General features: G+C 71.1%; 16 protein-coding genes and 1 pseudogene. 14 read left to right on the top strand and 3 right to left on the bottom strand.

Annotated elements, in window-relative coordinates; all coding sequences use genetic code 11:
- The 14 genes and pseudogenes from ABD378_RS40850 to ABD378_RS40785 form a co-directional block, all read left to right on the top strand.
- Positions 1–163: pseudogene (locus tag ABD378_RS40850) on the top strand (FAD binding domain-containing protein); the annotation flags it as partial.
- Positions 160–2520, top strand: coding sequence for a xanthine dehydrogenase family protein molybdopterin-binding subunit (locus ABD378_RS40845; RefSeq protein WP_344529965.1), 2361 nt, complete (start codon positions 160–162; stop codon positions 2518–2520). The pseudogene ABD378_RS40850 and the gene ABD378_RS40845, both read left to right, overlap by 4 nt.
- Positions 2517–3023 (top strand): (2Fe-2S)-binding protein, encoded by a 507-nt coding sequence (locus tag ABD378_RS40840; RefSeq protein WP_344529963.1) that lies wholly within the window; start codon positions 2517–2519, stop codon positions 3021–3023. Before ABD378_RS40845 ends, ABD378_RS40840 begins: the two co-directional genes overlap by 4 nt.
- Positions 3023–3706, top strand: coding sequence for an SRPBCC family protein (locus ABD378_RS40835; protein WP_344529961.1), 684 nt, complete (start codon positions 3023–3025; stop codon positions 3704–3706). Before ABD378_RS40840 ends, ABD378_RS40835 begins: the two co-directional genes overlap by 1 nt.
- The gene (locus ABD378_RS40830) at positions 3703–4356 is read left to right on the top strand and encodes an isochorismatase family protein (protein WP_344529959.1); all 654 of its coding nucleotides are present in this window, start codon (positions 3703–3705) and stop codon (positions 4354–4356) included. Before ABD378_RS40835 ends, ABD378_RS40830 begins: the two co-directional genes overlap by 4 nt.
- The gene (locus ABD378_RS40825) at positions 4353–5201 is read left to right on the top strand and encodes an alpha/beta fold hydrolase (RefSeq protein WP_344529957.1); all 849 of its coding nucleotides are present in this window, start codon (positions 4353–4355) and stop codon (positions 5199–5201) included. The genes ABD378_RS40830 and ABD378_RS40825 overlap by 4 nt, the downstream gene beginning before the upstream one ends.
- 39 nt (positions 5202–5240) lie before the next feature.
- Positions 5241–5759 (top strand): MarR family winged helix-turn-helix transcriptional regulator, encoded by a 519-nt coding sequence (locus ABD378_RS40820; RefSeq protein WP_344529955.1) that lies wholly within the window; start codon positions 5241–5243, stop codon positions 5757–5759.
- Between the two features lie 92 nt (positions 5760–5851).
- A complete protein-coding gene (locus ABD378_RS40815; RefSeq protein ID WP_344529969.1) occupies positions 5852–6589 on the top strand; it encodes a maleate cis-trans isomerase family protein in 738 nt (245 codons plus the stop codon).
- Positions 6590–6670: 81 nt separating this feature from the next.
- On the top strand, positions 6671–7483 hold the full coding sequence (locus tag ABD378_RS40810) for an SAM-dependent methyltransferase (protein WP_344529953.1): 813 nt from the start codon (positions 6671–6673) through the stop codon (positions 7481–7483).
- 212 nt (positions 7484–7695) lie between these two features.
- A complete protein-coding gene (locus ABD378_RS40805) occupies positions 7696–8793 on the top strand; it encodes a mechanosensitive ion channel family protein (protein WP_344529951.1) in 1098 nt (365 codons plus the stop codon).
- Between the two features lie 192 nt (positions 8794–8985).
- Entirely contained in the window at positions 8986–9936 is a 951-nt protein-coding gene (locus ABD378_RS40800) for an ABC transporter ATP-binding protein (RefSeq protein WP_344529967.1), read from the top strand.
- A complete protein-coding gene (locus ABD378_RS40795; RefSeq protein ID WP_344529949.1) occupies positions 9933–10913 on the top strand; it encodes an ABC transporter permease in 981 nt (326 codons plus the stop codon). The genes ABD378_RS40800 and ABD378_RS40795 overlap by 4 nt, the downstream gene beginning before the upstream one ends.
- 48 nt (positions 10914–10961) lie before the next feature.
- Complete coding sequence (locus ABD378_RS40790; protein ID WP_344529947.1) at positions 10962–11366, top strand: GntR family transcriptional regulator; 405 nt, start codon at positions 10962–10964, stop codon at positions 11364–11366.
- A 124-nt stretch (positions 11367–11490) separates the two neighbouring features.
- Entirely contained in the window at positions 11491–13287 is a 1797-nt protein-coding gene (locus tag ABD378_RS40785) for an acyl-CoA dehydrogenase (protein ID WP_344529945.1), read from the top strand.
- Here the strand turns inward: ABD378_RS40785 and ABD378_RS40780 are convergent.
- The 3 genes from ABD378_RS40780 to ABD378_RS40770 all read right to left on the bottom strand — a co-directional run.
- Entirely contained in the window at positions 13229–13888 is a 660-nt protein-coding gene (locus tag ABD378_RS40780; protein ID WP_344529943.1) for a DUF6629 family protein, read from the bottom strand. The two genes, ABD378_RS40785 and ABD378_RS40780, sit on opposite strands and share 59 nt — an antisense overlap.
- Before the next feature lie 55 nt (positions 13889–13943).
- On the bottom strand, positions 13944–15347 hold the full coding sequence (locus tag ABD378_RS40775) for an FAD-binding oxidoreductase (protein ID WP_344529941.1): 1404 nt from the start codon (positions 15345–15347) through the stop codon (positions 13944–13946).
- Between the two features lie 101 nt (positions 15348–15448).
- On the bottom strand, positions 15449–16050 hold a 602-nt coding region (locus ABD378_RS40770; RefSeq protein WP_344529939.1), incomplete at its 5' end, for a helix-turn-helix transcriptional regulator.

The following is a 16050-nucleotide window of genomic DNA, read 5'->3' as shown; positions in this document are numbered from 1 at the left end:
CAAGGACGCGGTCCTCGCGGGCGGCGGCTCCTTCGCCGAGTGCGCGGACGCGGCGGCCGCTGCCGTCGAACCGCCGACCGACGCGTCCGGCAGCACGCACTACCGCAAGCAGCTCGTCCGCACGCTGGTCCTGCGTGCCTGTGAGGAGGCGATGGCCCGATGAACGAGCCAGTGAAGGAAGGTCAGTTGGTCGGGACGTCCGTTTCCCGGCGCGAAGATCCACGGCTTCTCACCGGGCGTGGCCGGTTCGTCGACGACATCGCGCTGCCGGGCATGCTGCACGCCCAGTTCGTGCGCAGCACGGTCGCGCACGGCGAGATCACGTCGGTCGACCTGACGGCGGTACGTGACGTGCCGGGCGTCGTCGCGGCGTTCACGGCCGACGACCTGGAGCTGACCGACATCACCGCCCAACTGGGGCGGCCCCTTTCAGAGTTCGTGCCGACCGCGATGCCCGTCCTGGCCCGCCGAAGGGTCCGCTATGTCGGGGAGCCCGTCGCGATCGTCGTGGCGCGGGACGCGTACGCCGTCGAGGACGGACTGGAGGCGGCCAAGGTCAGTTACGCGCCCCTTGTGCCGGTCACCTCCGAGGAGGCCGCCCTCGCGCCCGGCGCGCCTCTCGTCCATGAGGAGGCCGCGCGCAACACCCTCGTGAACGTCTCGCTCTTCGCCACGGACGGCATCGACGAGGTCTTCGACGCCGCCGCCCACGTCGTCCACGTCGAGTCACGGACCGGGCGGCAGAACGCCCTTCCGCTGGAGACACGCGGTGTCGTCGCCCACTGGGACGACCGCGAGGAGCAGCTCGTCCTGCAGACCTGCACCCAAGTCCCGCACCAGGTGCGGACGGTGGCGGCCGGTTGTCTGCGCCTGGACGAGCGGGCGGTGCGGGTCGTGGTGCCCGACATGGGCGGCGGCTTCGGACAGAAGTGCGTCGTCGGGCGCGAGGAGATCGCCGCTGCTGCTGCCGTGCTGCGGCTGCGCAGGCCGGTGAAGTGGATCGAGGACCGCAAGGATGCCCTGTCCGCCTCCTTCCTCGCCCGGGAGCAGCACTACGACGTGCGCGCCGCCTTCGACGAGGAGGGCAGGATCCTGGGCATCGACGCCGATGTGGTGTGCGACATGGGGGCCTACTCCTGTTATCCGTTCACGGCGGGCATCGAGCCGCTGATGGCGTCGGCGGAGATGCCCGGTGTCTACAAGGTGCCCGCCTACCGGGTGCGCGGCCGGGCGGTCACCACCAACAAGGCGCCCACCGCGCCCTATCGGGGGGTGAGCCGTCCGCAGTACGTGATGGTGGTGGAGCGGCTCTTCGAGCGGGCGGCCCGTGAACTGGGCCTGGACGCCGTCGAGATCCGCCGCCGCAACGTCATCACCGAGTTCCCGTACACGGGCGTCAACAACATCACGTACGACCCGGGCTCCTATCTGGAGTCGCTGAACCTGTGCGAGCGGCTCGTCAAGGACGAGGGCTGGTACGAGAAACGGTCGGCGGCGGCAGCGCAGGGGCGGCACATCGGCATCGGCTACTCCTGCTTCAGCGAGCGCACCGGGTACGGCTCCGCGGCCTTCGCGCAGCGCAAGATGCGGGTCGTCCCCGGCTTCGACATCTCCGAGGTCCGGATGGACACCAGCGGCGCGGTGACCGTCACCACCGGCACGATGAGCCACGGGCAGAGCCACGAGACGACGATGGCGCAGATCGTCGCCGACGAACTGGGCCTGGACATCGGCAAGGTGAAGCTCCATCAGGGCGACACCGAACGCATCACCTACGGCTGGGGTACCTTCGCGAGCCGCTCCATCACGGTGGGCGGCAGCGCGGTGCGGCTCGCGGCGGCGAAACTCGGCGAGAAGCTGTGCCGGATCGCGGCGGCGCGGTGGGAGGTCGGCCCCGAGGACGTGGAACTCGCGGGAGGCGGCGTGCGGCGGCGCGACGGCGCGAGCCTGACTTACGAGGAACTGGCCGATGTCGCCTATCTCCAGGCGCACTTGCTGCCCAAGGACATCGAGCCGGGGCTCACCGCCACCGCCACCTTCGACGTCTTCAACGACGGCACCTTCTCGAACGCCACCCACGGAGTCGTCGTCGAACTCCACGAAGGCACCGGGCAGGTGGAGATCCTGCGGTACGTCTGCGTCGAGGACTGCGGTGTGGCGATCAACCCGCAGGTCGTGGAGGGGCAGTGCCGGGGCGGCATCGCGCAGGGCATCGCGGGCGCGCTCTTCGAGCAGGTGACGTACGACGCCCAGGGCGAGCCGTCGGCGACCAGCTTCATGGACTACAAGGTGCCCACCGCCCACGAGATCCCCGACGTGCTGATCCACCATCTTCAGACGCCGTGCGCCTTCACCGAGACCGGCGCGAAGGGCGCGGGCGAGGGCGGCACCATCGGGGCGCCGGCCGCCGTGCTCAACGCCGTCAATGACGCCCTGCGTCCCACGGGCGTCGAGCTCGACCACACCCCCATCACCCCGGAGACGGTGCACCGCGCCCTGAACCTGGAGCTCTCCTCATGACCGAAACCGGCAACGCCACCGATGTCCTGCTGCTCACCCTCGACGTCAACGGCGAACAGCACGAAGTGATCACCGAACCCCGCCGCACCCTGGTCGACGTGCTCCGGCACGATCTGCGCCTGACCGGCACCCACGTCGGCTGCGAGCACGGCATCTGCGGCGCCTGCACGGTGCTGGTCGACGACCGGCCCGCGCGCGCGTGCCTGATGTTCGCGGCGCAGGCCGAGGGCGCCCGGATCCGTACCGTCGAGTCACTGTCGGACGGGCCCGAACTGAGCGATTTGCAACGGTCGTTCAGCGAGCACCACGGCCTGCAGTGCGGCTTCTGCACCCCCGGCTTCCTGATGCTCGCCGAGGGTTTCCTCGCCGAGCGGCCCGAGGCGACCAAGGACGAGATCCGGGAGGTCGTCGCCTCCAACCTCTGCCGGTGCACCGGCTACCAGACCATCGTCGAGGCGATCGACGGATGCGCCGTCGCCCGGCGCTGCCCCAAGGAGTTCTGATGCAGCTCACCAACTCGGTCCCGGTCAAGGCCTCGCCGGACGAGGTCTTCGCCCTGATGAACGACGTCGAGCGGGTCGCCTCGTGCATGCCGGGCGCCGCACTCGACGGGCGCGAAGGAGACTCCTGGCAGGGCTCCGTGAAGATCAAGGTCGGCCCGATCAGCGCCGCCTACGCCGGTACGGTCCGCTTCCTGGAGGTCGACCCGCGAGGGCGGCGGCTCCGGGTCCAGGCGCGCGGGGCCGACACCCACGGGAGCGGTGACGCGGAGGCCGAGGTCGCGCTCGAAGTGCTCGCGGCGGCCGAGGGCGCACTGCTCCAACTCTCCACGGATCTGGTGATACGCGGCAAGATCGCACAGTTCGGCAAGGGCGCCATCGCGACGGTGTCCGACCGGATCCTGCAGCAGTTCGCGCAGAACCTGGGGAGCCTGCTGGACCAGGAGCGGACCCCGGCCGCTCCTTCTTCCGGGCTGCCCTCGGCGGCTCCACGAGCCGCCCGCCCCGCGGCGCCCGCCGAGGCCGAACTCGACGGCCTCTCCATGCTGCTCGGACCGGCCGCCGCCAAGTACGGCCTCGTCGCGGGCGCCTTCGCCTTCGGTCTCCTCGAGGGCTGGCTGCTTGGCCGGCTCGGCGCTCAGGCGCGGGAGCTGCGGGCCCTGCGCACGCCGAGGAGGGCTTCGTGAACTACGGCCATGAGACGGAACGTACCTACGAACGCGCCGGGTTCGGCGCCCCCGTGCGCAGGGGCAGCCGCCCCGCGATCCTGGTCGTCGACCTCACGCGCGGCTTCACCGAGGAAGGCTTTCCCTCGGGCGCGGATCTGACCGAAGTGGTGGGCGCGGTCGGCGGGTTGATCGCGAGCGGGCGTCCTGCCGACGTGCCCGTCATCTTCACCGCGATCTCCTACACACCCGCCGAGGCGACGGGCGACGCCGTCACCTGGCTGCACAAGGCGCAGGGCATGCGGTCCCTGGTCGAGGGCGGCGACGAGGTCGCACTCGACCCCCGGCTGCCGCGAGAGCCGCAGGACTTGATGGTCGTCAAGAAGGGCGCGTCGGCCTTCTTCGGGACCTCGCTCGCCGCCCTGCTCACCGGTCTCGGCTGCGACACGGTCCTGGTGTGCGGGGCGACCACGAGCGGCTGCGTGCGGGCGACGGCGGTCGACGCCGTGCAGAGCGGGTTCTCGGTGCTCGTGCCGCGCGCCTGCGTCGGCGACCGTGCCGCCGGACCCCATGAGGCGAGCCTCTTCGACATCCAGGCCAAGTACGGCGACGTCATCGACCTCAAGGAAGCGACCGCCTACCTCGAAGCCCTCTCCGGGAGGAACGCATGACCCCGCCCGACCGCTGCCTGCCGCAGTCCGCACTCGCCGACCTGGCCGACATCCCCGCGACCAGCCGCTGGGTCCGCTCGGGCGCCGCGCGGCTGCACGTCCTCGACTACGGCGGCCCCGGCACCCCGCTCCTGGTCCTGCCGGGCATCACGAGCCCCGCCGTCACGATGGACTTCGTGGCGCGTGAACTGACCGATACCGTACGCCCGCTGGTCCTTGACGTGCGGGGGCGCGGGCTCTCCGACGGCGGCGGCTCCTACTCCCTCGAGGAGTACGCGGAGGACGTCGAAGCCGTCGTCACGGGGCTCGGCCTGGACCGCCCCGTCCTGTTCGGGCACTCCATGGGCGCGCGCATCGCCGCGGTGACGGCGGTCCGCGGCAAGGTGGTGCTGCGCGGCACGGTGCTCGGGGACCCGCCGATGAGCGGGCCCGGACGCGGGACCTATCCGACGCCTCTGGAGGCCTTCCTGGACCAACTGGCGCAGGCCCGGCGCGGCACCGACGCGGACGAGGTGGCCCTCTCCTGGCCGCGCTGGCCGCGCCGGGAGCAGGAGCTGCGGGCCCGCTGGCTCGCGAGCTGCGACGCGGAGGCGATCGCGGCCACGCACCGCGGCTTCGAGAGCGAGGACTTCTTCTCCTGGTGGCCCTCCGTGCCGGGGCCCACGGCACTCCTGTACGGCGCGGACAGCCCCGTGGTCACCGCGGCGGGCGCCGCCGAGGCCGCGCGGGCGCACCCGTCGGCCGTCGTCGCCTCCATCCCGGACGCGGGTCACATGCTGTTCTGGGACAGCGGCCACGCGGCCCTTTCCGCCCTGCGCGAGGCGGTGCGCCCGATGCTGACCTGATCGTCTGAACCGGTCAACCACCGTGCTTAAGTGGGCCCCATGGCTGACGAAACCTCCACCACGACGCCTACGACGCCTACGACGGCTACGACGGCCACGGCGTCAGGACGGCCCGGGCCGCCCGCCGCCCTCACGGCCGCACCCGGATACCAGGTCAGGCGCCTGTACCAGGCGTATCTCGCGGTCTGGATCCGCGCCGTGGACCCGACGCTCACCGGACCGCAGTTCGCCGTGCTGCAGGCCGTGGACGCATCGCCCGGCCACGACCAGCGGTCGATGGCTTCGGCGGTGGCCCTTGACACGTCGACGATGGCGGACGTGGCGCGGCGCCTGGAGAACCGGGGCCTGATCCTGCGCAGGACGGCCGCCGACGACGGCCGCCGCAAGCTGCTCTATCTGACCGAGGAGGGTGAGCGCACCCTCCACGACTCCAACCGTCGCGCACGCGAGCTCGACGAGCGGCTCCTGGAGCCGTTCGGCGCCGAGCGGCGCGAAGAGGTCATGCATCTCCTCACGTCCCTCGCCGATCACTGGGAGGGGCTGACCGAGGACTCATAGCCGTACGGGCAGCCGTACAGGCAGCCGTACGAGAACATCCGGAGGATCCCGTGGCAGTGACCGCGACGACAGCGACCGACCACCACATCGGCATGATCGTGCCCAGCTCGAACCTGACGATGGAGACGGAGCTGCCGCGCATGCTGCGCGACCGCGAGGCCGTGGCACCGCAGGATCGGTTCGTCTTCCACAGCAGCCGGATGCGCATGAAGCACGTGACGCCCGAGCAGCTGAAGGCCATGAACGCGCAGACCGAGCGCGCCGCGCTCGAACTCGCCGACGCCAGGCCCGTTGTGGTCGCCACCGCCTGCCTCGTGGCGATCATGGCGCAGGGTCCGGGCCATCACTGCACGGCGGAGGACGAGATCACCGCCGCCCTGCGCTCCGAGGGCGCGCAGGCGCCGGTGATCTCCAGCGCGGGCGCCCTGCTCGACGGCATCAAGGCGCTCGGCGCCGCACGGGTCGCGATCATCACCCCGTACATGAAGCCGCTCACGCGGATGGTCGCCGACTACATCGAGGACACCGGGATCGAGGTCGTGGACGCGCTCAGCCTGGAGGTGCCGGACAATCTGGCGGTCGCCCGGCTCGACCCCGCCGACCTGCGCGAGCACTGGCGGCGCGTGGACCTGGGCCGCGCCGACGCGCTCGTCCTCTCGGCGTGTGTGCAGATGCCTTCGCTGGCGTCGATCCAGGCGGTGGAGGACGCCGCGGGCCTGCCCGTCCTTTCGGCGGCCACCGCGACGGCGTACCGCGTCCTGACCGAGCTGGGCCTGCCGCCGCATGTGCCGGGCGCGGGCAGCCTGCTGCGGGACCCGAGCGGTGCTTGAGCCCGGTGGGATGAGCGGGCACGATGACCGGACGTACGCGAAGTCCGTCTGAACGCCCGCCATTCCACTGGGAGTTGACGCATGTCCGCGATCCCGCCGCCCGCGACCCACCCGATCGACACCAGCAGGCCGCACCCCGCCCGGGTCTACGACTGGTTCCTTGGCGGCAAGGACAACTACCCGGTGGACGAGGAGCTCGGGCTGCGGATCGTGTCGCTCGAACCGCAGACGAAGTACTGCGCGCAGCACAACCGTTGGTTCATGCAGCGCGCCACGCGCCGGCTCGCGGGAGAGGACGGGATACGCCAGTTCCTGGACATCGGCACGGGGATCCCCACCGAGCCGAACCTCCACCGCATCGCCCAGTCGGCGGCCCCCGAGGCGCGCGTCGTGTACGTGGACAACGATCCGATCGTCCTCGCGCACGCGGAGGCGCTGCTGCGGGGGACGCCCGAGGGGGCGACGGAGTTCCTCCAGGTGGACGCGCGCGAGCCGGACAAGATCCTCGAACAGGCCGAGGGCGTACTGGACTTCACGCAGCCGATCGCCCTCTCGCTGATCGCGCTGCTGCATTTCATCAGCGACGACGACGGGGCCTACGACGTCGTGGAGCGGCTCGTGGGGGCTCTCGCGCCGGGCAGTCATCTGGTCCTGTCGCAGATGGCGGGTGACTTCGATCCGGAGCGGACGCGGCAGGCGGTGGAGATGTACAAGGCGGGCGGCGTCACGCTCGTGCCACGCGCGCGGGCCGAGGTGGAGCGGTTCTTCGAGGGCATGGAGCTGCTCGACCCCGGTGTCGCCTGGCTGCCGGACTGGCATCCGGAGCTCGGCGTCGACGAGGTCAGGAACGGCACGCCGGTGCCGCTGTACGCGGGGGTGGCGCGCAAGCCGTAGCCGGTGACGGGGTGTGGAGAGCGACGCCATGGAGCTGACCTGAAGTCAGATGGTTCGGCGCGGGATGTCTGATATCGCCCTGCGCCCGGCGAGTTGACGGCAGCCTTGGCACCAGCCCCCGGCAACGGCGCCGTACCCATGGGGCAGGATGACGGTCGCGCCGGACCACGAACATATGTCCGGTGTGCCCGCACAACCTGGAGAATGAACTGATGGAGCGAGCCCTCACATGGCACGACCTGATCACCGCCGGTATCGCGGTGGCCGCCGGCATCGCGGCGGGTCTGCTGCTGCGCATGATCCTGCGGTGGCTGGGCGAACGGGCCAGCAGGACCCGGTGGAGCGGCGATGACGTCATCGTCGACGCCGTGCGCACCCTGGTCCCCTGCGCGGCGATAACCGCGGGCGCGGCCGTCGCCGCCGCCGCCCTCCCGCTCACCCCCAGGACCGGCCGCAACGTCACGATGACGCTGACCGCCCTGCTCGTCCTCGCCGCGACGCTGACGGCGGCCCGCGTGGTCACCACCCTGGTGAAGTCCCTCGCGCAGTCCCGTTCGGGGGTCGCGGGCTCGGCGACGATCTTCGTCAACATCACCCGCGTCGTCGTGCTCGCGATGGGCTTCCTCGTCGTCCTGCAGACGCTCGGCGTCTCCATCGCCCCGCTGCTCACAGCCCTCGGCGTGGGCGGACTCGCGGTGGCGCTGGCCTTGCAGGACACCCTGGCCAACCTCTTCGCGGGCGTACACATCCTCGCCGCGAAGACGGTGCAGCCGGGCGACTACATCAAGCTCAGCAGCGGCGAGGAGGGCTATGTCGTCGACATCAACTGGCGCAACACGGTGGTGCGTCAGCTGTCGAACAACCTCGTCATCATCCCCAACGCCCAGCTCGCGGGCACGAACATGACCAACTTCAGCCGCCCCGAGCAGGACCTGTCGATCATGGTCCAGGTCGGGGTCAGCTACGACAGCGACCTGGAACAGGTCGAGCGCGTCACGACCGAGGTCGTGGAGAACGTCATGAAGGACGTCGACGGCGCCATGCCCGACCACGAACCGGCCGTGCGCTTCCACACGTTCGGCGACTCCAGGATCAGCTTCACCGTGATCCTGGGCGTCGGCGAGTTCAGCGACCAGTACCGCATCAAGCACGAGTTCATCAAGCAGCTCCACCAGCGCTACCGCGCCGAGGGCATCCGGGTGCCCTCGCCGGTCAGGACGGTGCACGTGCAGCAGGGGGAGCTGCCGCCGGGCCTGATCCCGCACCAGCGCGAGTCCACGACACCGACGAAGTCGGCGCCGCAGCCGTAGCTCAGACCAGCTGCCCGTCGACCGTCAGATCTCCGAGCTCCACCCTCCGCGAGACGAACTGGTCCAGGGGCTGGACGGGGCGGAACGCCAAGTAGTGGCTGGAGCGCAACCGTCGGCGGTTTGACAGGTCCGCGCCGCGCAGATCATGATTCCATTAATTGTTTAATGGAATCGAGAGAGGCGCGCGTGGACATGACCCTTGCCGACCCCACCGAGGCCGCAGGAGCCCTGAGCGCGCCCGCGCTCGAGGCCCGCGGCCTGGGCAAGCGCTATCGCCGCGGCTGGGCGCTGCGTGACTGCTCCTTCCGGCTGCCCGCAGGGCGGATCTGCGGTCTCGTCGGCCCCAACGGCGCGGGAAAGAGCACCCTGTTGGGGCTCGCCACCCGCCTGGTGACCCCCACCGAGGGCGAACTGCGCGTCTTCGGGGTGCCGGTGGACGATCCGGCCGCGATGCCCCGCTACGCGTTCCTCTCGCAGGACAAGCCGCTGTTCAAGCGGTTCACCGTGGCCGAGACGCTGCGCATGGGCAGCGAGCTCAACCCCGGCTGGGACATGGCCGCCGCCGAGCGGATCGTGCGCTCCGGCAATGTCCCGATGGACGCGAAGGTCGGCACGCTCTCCGGCGGTCAGCGCACCCGCGTCGCCTTCGCGCTCGCCTTCGGCAAGCGGCCCGATCTGCTGCTGCTCGACGAGCCGATGGCCGACCTCGACCCGCTGGCCCGGGACGAGATGGGCTCCCTGCTGATGTCCGAGGCCGTCGAGCGCGGCACGACGGTGGTGATGTCCTCCCACATGCTGGCCGAGCTCGAGGACATGTGCGACTACCTCCTGGTCGTCGCGGACGGCCGCCTCCGGATGGCCGGCGACACCGATGAACTCGTCCCGGCCCACGCCCTGGTGACCGGACTCGCCCCCGACGGCACCCCGCCCGCGGACCTCACGCCGCACACGGTGGTCGAATTCCGCGTCCAGGGGCGCCAGTTCCGTGCCCTCCTGCGCCCCGGCGGCCCGCTGGCCCCGGACTGGGAGGTCTCCGAGCCGAGTCTGGAGGAAGTCCTGCTCGCCTACCTCCGCTCACCGGACGTGGAGCCGCTGTTCACCCAGGACGCCCGCATCGAGGCCGAAGGAATGACCGCCGCATGAGCACCACCCTCACCGAAGAGCCGCGCACCGGGCAGTCCGCCAAGAAGCCCGGCCTGCTGCACGGGCTCACCTGGCTCGTCGTGCGCCAGCACCGCACCACTACGTGGATCATCGTCGCCCTGGTCGTGCTCGGCGCGGCCGCGATCGTCCACGAACGCGGCGAGATGGCCGACATGCTCGCCCGGCTCGGCTGGCCGGGCAAGGACGTCAACCTGGAGTCGGCCCCGCAGAGTTACCAGTACATCGCCGAGGCGCTGGGTGCCCTGCCCGTCATCCTCGCTGTCTTCCTCGGAGCCCCGCTGATCGCGAGCGACCAGGAACACGGCACCGCGCAGCTTGTCACCACGCAGTCGGTGCCGCGCCGCCGCTGGCTCGCGGCCAAGCTGGTCTGGTGCCTGTCGCTCGTCCTGGTCTCCACCGCCGTACTCGCCACGCTGTTCTTCTGGTGGTGGGAGCCTTACCGCGATCTCCTCCTCTCGGAATGGCTCTCGGGCTCGGTCTTCGACAACACGGGCCCCATGCTGACGGCGCTCTCCCTCTTCCTCACCACCAGCGGCATCGCGATCGGCATGCTGCTGCGCAGGGTGCTGCCCGCCATGCTGGCCACCTTCTTCTTCTCCGTGGCCGTCCAGGTGGCCTGGGACATGTTCCGGGACCGTCTCGCCACCCCGCGCCTGATCACATGGCCGCTGAACACCGACACGCCGGCCATCGTCAACAGCAGCTCGGTGGTGGAGTCGGACCGCTGGATCGGTACCGCGGACGGTCAGCTCTTCGGGTGGGGCACCTGCGCCGAGCCGACCGAGAAGGCCACCAACGCCTGCATCAAGGAGCACGGCATCGTCGACAACGTGGTCGAGTACTTCGGCTACGACCAGATGCCGGGCATGCAGTGGACCGGCGCCGCCCTGCTGCTCGGCGCCACCGCCGCCGTGGCGGTCTTCGTCCTGTGGTGGTCGACTCGGCGGCCCCTCTAGCGCGAGCGAGGAGCGCAGGTACGTAAAGTGTCCGCAAACGAGCAGAGAGTGGGGACAGTGGTCGAATTCCGCATCGACCGGCGCAGCGGCGTGGCCACGTACCTCCAGATCGTGCGGCAGGTCGAACAGGCCCTGCGCATGGGCGCCCTGGTGGAGGGCGACCGGCTGCCGACCGCGGCCCAGGTCGCGGCGGCCACCAAGGTCAATCCGAACACGACGCTGAAGGCGTACCGCGAGCTGGAGCGCGCCGGGCTCGCCGAGGTCCGCCAGGGAGCCGGCACGTTCATCACCCGCTCCCTCGCGCGCCCCCAGGCAGGACCGGACTCTCCGCTGCAGGCCGCGCTGACGGAGTGGATGCGCGAGGCACGCTCGGCGGGGCTCACCGGGCAGGACGTGACGGCGCTGTTCGAGGCGGTTCACGCGGCGACGTTCGAGGCCGCCGCGCGGGACTGACCCGCCGGTGGGAAGTCCCACTCGGGGCCACTCTCGACAAACACCATAAGCGACCGCTTAGTATCGGGTGTGCGGGGCTCCCTGCCCCGGGATCGGTACCGCCGTCACCGCATGGAGAATCCGCATGGCATCCCTGCTCCTTTCCCGCCGCGATCTCGACTTCCTGCTGTACGAGTGGCTCGACGTGCCCGCGCTCACCGGCCGGGAACGGTACGCGGACCACTCCCGCGAGACCTTCGACGCCGCACTGGAGCTGAGCGAGCAGATCGCCACGCGGCACTTCGCCCCGCACAACAAGAAGAACGACGCCCAGGAGCCCACCTTCGACGGGGAGAAGGTGCACGTCATCCCCGAGGTCAAGGAGGCGCTGCGGGTCTTCGGTGACTCAGGGCTCCTGGCGAGCGCCATGGATCACGAGATCGGCGGCGGACAGCTGCCCGCCGTGGTGGCGCAGGCCTGCTTCGCGTGGTTCCAGGCGGCGAACGTCGGCACGGCCGCGTATCCCTTCCTGACCATGGGCAACGCCAACCTGCTCCTCGCGCACGCGTCGAAGGAGCAGATCGAGACCTTCGTGCGCCCCATGGTGGAGGGCCGCTTCCTGGGGACGATGTGTCTGTCGGAGCCGCAGGCCGGTTCGTCACTCGCCGATGTGCGGACGCGGGCCGAGGCGCGCGACGACGGGACGTACCGCCTCTTCGGGAACAAGATGTGGATCTCCGGCGGCGAGCACGAGCTGTCCGAGAACATCGTGCATCTGGTGCTCGCGCGCATCCCCGGCGGCCCGCCCGGCGTGAAGGGGCTCTCGCTGTTCATCGTGCCCAAGGTCCTGGTCGGCGACGACGGGGCGCTCGGCGAGCGCAATGACGTCGTGCTCGCGGGCCTCAACCACAAGATGGGCTACCGGGGCACCACGAACACCCTGCTGAACTTCGGCGAGGGCGCCCACCGTCCCGGCGGTGAGCCCGGCGCGGTCGGCCACCTCATCGGGGAGGCGAACCACGGCCTCGCGTACATGTTCCACATGATGAACGAGGCCCGGATCGGCGTGGGCCTCGGAGCCACCGCGCTCGGCTACACCGGCTATCTGCACGCCCTGGACTACGCGCGCACCCGCCCGCAGGGGCGACCGCTCGCCGACAAGAACCCGGCGTCGCCGCAGGTCCCGATCATCGAGCACGCCGACGTACGCCGGATGCTCCTCGCCCAGAAGGCGTACGTGGAGGGCGCGTTGGCGCTCAACCTGTACTGCGGGCGGCTGCTCGACGAGCAGAACACCGGTGCGTCGGCGCAGGCGCGCGACGAGGCCAAGCTGTTGCTCGACGTGCTCACGCCCATCGCCAAGAGCTGGCCCTCGCAGTGGTGCCTCGAGGCCAACAACCTGGCGATCCAGGTGCACGGGGGCTACGGCTACACGCGCGAGTACAACGTCGAGCAGTTCTACCGCGACAACCGCCTCAACCCCATTCACGAGGGCACGCACGGCATCCACGGCCTCGATCTGCTCGGCCGCAAGGTCGTCATGGACGGCGGCGCCGGGCTGCGGCTGCTCGTCGAGCGGATCACGCGGACGACCGCCCGTGCCGCCGCGGCGGGTGGTTCCGCGGCCGGGTACGGGCGTGCGCTCGACGCGTCCATGGCGCGTGCGGTGGACGTGACCCAGCGGCTCTGGTCGACCGGTGACCCGCGGACGGCCCTCGCCAACGCGAGTGTCTACCTCGAAGCGGTCGGGCATGTCGCCGTCGCCTGGATGTGGCTGGAGCAGCTGCTCGCGGCGGCGTCCGGCACCGAGGACTTCCACGAGGGCAAGCGCGGTGCTTGCCGTTACTTCTTCCGGCACGAACTGCCCAAGACGGAGGCCCAGTTCACGCTTCTTGAGAGCCTGGACCGGACCGCTCTCGAGCTGGACGAGAACGCCTTCTGACCCAGAAGTACAGGACCACCGAGCACACCGCCGCGAACGCGCACCACGTCGAGATGTACTCCCGCCGCCACAGCACCACGCTCACCGCCGCCCCGACCGCGACCAGGCCCCCGAAGAGGACCAGGCCGCGGTCGCCGGAGAGGAGCAGGGAGCCGACGGTGGCGATGAGGTATCCGGCGACGATCAGCTCGGGCTGGGGCAGGCTGAGGCTGTACCCGACCGTGTGGCCGCGAATCTCGGCCGTCACGGTGCCGGTCACCAGGTGGTAGGAGAGCGCCGCCGCCGTCGCGATGCCCGATGCGAGCGGGGTCAGCAGGCGGCGGCGGGCGCTCGGCGGCGCCGCGCACAGCACCGCCACGGGCATGTACAGGGCGAGCAGCGGCAGGGCGCCGTCGGCCGAGGCGACGGTGGCGGGGAGTGTGCCGCCGTCGCTCCGCCAGACCTCGGACTCGATGATCTGGTGGGCGCCGAGCAGCAGCGGGAGCGCCGCGAGCGGCAGGTCGCGCGTGCGGCCCCCGCGGACCGCACGGGTCACACACGCGACTCCTACGGCGGCGACGCCCACACCCGCCACGAGATCGGCCGTCGCGCTCCAGCACATGGCCGCCACGCTACGGCGCCCGCCGCCCGGTGGCGAGCCGGGCGGGCCGCCGGGGTTACGCGGGCCCGCGCGGGTCCGGCTCGATGTTCTGGTTGAGGCGGAAGACGTTGTCCGGGTCGTAGGCGGCCTTGACGCGGGCCAGGCGTGCGTAGTTGTCCCGATAGCTGGCCCGTACGCGTTCCTGCCCCTCGTCCATCATCATGTTCACGTAGGCGCCGCCCGCCGAGTACGGGTGCAGTGCGTCGAAGTAGTCGACGGTCCAGCGCTTGATGAGGTCGGTGTTGGACGGGTCTGCGTCCACTCCCGCGTAGACGCAGGCCCAGCGGGCGCCGCGGTAGCTCCAGGCGGTGTCCGTGGAGCTGTGATCATGAGCCGCGCCGTCGATGGGGTACAGGTGCATCGTCGACTTCATGGTCGGCACCTCGGGGCCGAACTTGGCGTGCAGGGCGACGGCGTCGTCCGGGATCTCGTCGACGAAGTCCGCGCGCCAGTACCACTGGTCGCCGGGCGGGTAGAGCCCGTCGAACATGGACTGGAGCACGGGGTGCGGCATCGGCGACACGGCGTGCAGGAGCGGGTCGGGCAGCGCGTCGAGCAGCGGGGCCATGTGGTGGGCCGCCGCTTCGGGGTCCTCGGCGGTGTGGCACCAGACGACGCCGCAGACCTTGCGCAGATGGAGGCTCTCGGGGAAGGGCGGGGCCGGGGGCACGGTGCCGTACATGAAGAAGCCGTTCACCTCGCGGGGTGCCCGGGGCAGGAAGTCGCGGTAGGCGGCGAGGACTTCGGCGCCCTGTTCGGCGGGCCAGAAGGTGGGGCCCGCGACGACCGTGCTCAGCTCGTGCAGCCGGAAGAGGAAGGAGGTGACGACGCCGAAGTTGCCGCCGCCCCCGCGGATCGCCCAGTAGAGGTCGGCGTTCTCGTCGGCGCTCGCCCGGACCTGACGGCCGTCGGACAGGACGAGGTCGGCCTCCAGGACGTTGTCGACGCTCAGCCCGAACCTGCGGGTGAGGTGGCCGAGACCGCCGCCGAGGGTGAGGCCGCCGACGCCGGTCGACGAGATGATGCCGCTCGGCGTGGCGAGGCCGTGCTCGTGCGTGGCGCGGTCCACCTCGCTCCAGACGCAGCCGCCGCCGACCCGTACCGTGCGGGCCGGCGCGTCGACCTCGATCGTCTTGAGCGGCGAGAGGTCGGCGACCACGCCGCCTTCGACGGTGCCGAGGCCCGCTCCGTGGTGGCCGCCGCCGCGGACCGCGAGCGGCAGGCCGTGCGCGCGGGCGAAGCCGATGACGCGTGACACGTCGTCGGCGTCGGCGCACCGGGCGACGAGCGCGGGGCGCTTGTCGGCCATCGCGTTGTAGACGGCGCGCGCCTCGTCGTACCCGTCGTCGTCCGGGCCCTTCAACTCCCCTTTGAATCCGGCCAGTTCGCTGCGTGCTGCCTGTGCGGGCGTGATGGACATGTACTCCCCCGTTGGATCGGTGCATCCGATCAGCCCGTTCTAGTCCCGCCCGCGCCGCACCGATATCCGTGTCCGCCACCCAGCTCACGTCCGGCCGTTGCCTACTTTTCGCGGCCGAATTCCATCCCCAGCCGTGCGGCGCGGGCGGCGACGTCGCGCCGGGTGCGGGCGCCGAGCTTCTCCAGGACCGCGCGGACGTGGTTGTCGACCGTGCGTACGGACAGGAAGAGCCGCCCTGCGATCTCGATGTTGGTCAGGCCCTCCGCGAGGAGCCGCCCGACCTGGAGCTGGCGGCCGGTGAGGCCCGCCGGGTTGCGGCGCGTCGCCGCGTGCGGGCCGCGCGGGATCCGGGCGACGCCGAGGGCTCGCAGTTCGGTCCGGACGATCCGGGCCAGGGGTTCGGCGCCCAGCGCGTCGAGAACGGCGAGCGCGGCGAGCTGGTCCGCCGGGTCCGGGCTCTGGGCGAGGGCGGCGGCGAACTCGTAGGGGCAGCCCGCCGCCCGCCAGGCCTCGGCGGCCTGACGCCACCGTCCGGCCGACTGCAGGGCGTACGGATGGTCCGAGTCGTCCGCGGGGACGGGGTGGCCCGCCCTGGTGAGCCAGTGGCCGAGCTCCGCGCGGTACGGCGTCGCGGCCAGGTCGCGCGCCTGTACGTACAGGGGGCCGACGGCGTCGATCACGGCCGCGTGCTCACCGCGCAGCC

This window comes from Streptomyces rectiviolaceus, assembly GCF_039533825.1.
Taxonomy (GTDB): Bacteria; Actinomycetota; Actinomycetes; order Streptomycetales; family Streptomycetaceae; genus Streptomyces; species Streptomyces rectiviolaceus.
Note: the sequence above shows the minus strand (reverse complement) of the source record. Positions and strands in the feature narration are given on the sequence as shown.